This is a genomic window from Ruthenibacterium intestinale (assembly GCF_040096265.1).
In the GTDB taxonomy this organism is placed as follows: Bacteria; Bacillota; Clostridia; order Oscillospirales; family Ruminococcaceae; genus Ruthenibacterium; species Ruthenibacterium komagatae.
Genome location: NZ_JBBMFA010000029.1, coordinates 1 through 1,545, shown reverse-complemented (window position 1 = coordinate 1,545; position 1,545 = coordinate 1). Strand labels below are relative to the sequence as shown.

Annotated in this window: 1 protein-coding gene; it reads right to left on the bottom strand. The window is 48.8% G+C overall.

All coding sequences use genetic code 11. From position 1 onward, the window contains the following. Positions 1–124: 124 nt before the first annotated feature. Positions 125–1,300, bottom strand: a complete 1,176-nt coding sequence (locus WMO24_RS00840; protein WP_071435304.1) for an IS110 family RNA-guided transposase — start codon at positions 1,298–1,300, stop codon at positions 125–127. Positions 1,301–1,545: the final 245 nt, after the last annotated feature.

Below are 1,545 nucleotides of genomic sequence, written 5' to 3'. Positions count from 1 at the left end.
AAAGATTAACTATTAAAAGTCAACCCCGAAAATGAATGGTGGTGGTGAAAAAGAGATGGCTCAAAAAAGGTATAGCAAAGCTGAGGTCTTGTCAGACCCCTGCTGGCTATTCAAGTAGCTGCACTTAAGCCGCTGAGCAATATGGCTGCCTGGACTTCTCCATGGCAAATATCAGACGAACCAACTTTTTGGCCGCGTGAGAGATGGCAATGTTGTAGTGTTTTCCCTCCGCCCGCTTCTTGGCGAGATAATCAGCAAAAGTCGGGTCCCAGTGGCAGACATACTTGGTTGCGTTGTAAAGTGCGTAGCGTAGGTATCGGGAGCCACGCTTTTCCATATGCGGGTAGCAATTTTTGAGCTGTCCGGATTGGTAAGTGGAGGGGGACATCCCTGCATAAGCCAACAGCTTGTCTGGGGAGTCAAACCGGGTGAAGTCGCCGACTTCTGCCAGGATCATGGCAGCCATGCGGAACCCCAGCCCAGGGATAGTGGTAATAGGAGAATGAAGCTCATCCATAATGGATTGGATTTGCTCTTCGATTTCATCAATTTCACGATCCAGTTCACGGATGAGCCGGATGGTGTGCTGCAATTCAAGGGACTTGGCAGGCATCTGAGAGCCAATAGAGTTTTTGGCGGCATTTCGTATTTCAAGAGCCATATCCCGTTTGTAGTGGCCATTGGAGGCGGTTTCGAGCAACGCTTTCAGCCTCGTTAAATGGGTATTGGCAACCTGTTTGGCCCCCGGGAACTCTTCCAGCAGGGCGTAGACAGAAGCAATATGCAGAGAAGGGACGAGTTTTTCCAATTCCGGAAACAGAATGCAGACCAGCCGGGCGATAGAACTTTTCAGCTTGGCACGTTCTTTCACCTTGTCAAAACGGTATCTGGTCAGTGACTTTAGCTCCTCGTTGTGGTATGCTGTATCTGTGTAGGGTTTGAGGCCCGCATCGGATAACAGCATAGAAGCAACCGTTCGTGCATCCACCCGGTCAGTCTTGGTCTTTCTCAGGCTAAGGCTCTTTCGGTAAAGGTTTGTGCGCAAGGGATTCAGGACATAGGTGGTCAGACCGTTGTCAAGAAGAAACCCGAGCAGATTGTAGCTGTAATGTCCGGTAGCCTCAAGCCCTACTTTTATTTTATCCTGCGGTGCGGTACAATGCAGGATTCGCTGTAAAAGGTAGTGGAACCCGTCCATGGTGTTGGGGATTATGAATGCATCCGCCAGGACTTCGCCCTCGGAACTGACGATAAAGCAATCGTGCTTATCTTTTGAGACATCGATGCCAACAGAAACCACCATAACAAATACCTCCAACGATAAATATGTGATGCTGCATCCACAGTACACCTTACTTTTGTAGCCTTGTTCCACATAAACCGTCTGGCGGTATTTAACTGATCAACAAAACTGTAAGGGGCTGTGGTTGGAACCTTTCTGGAACCATCTCGTGGTAGGAGGTTGAAACCAATCCACAGCATCCCTTACAGTGTAGCACAGCCCTTGGAGAGGGGCTCTAATAACTACTACTCTATAATACAAGG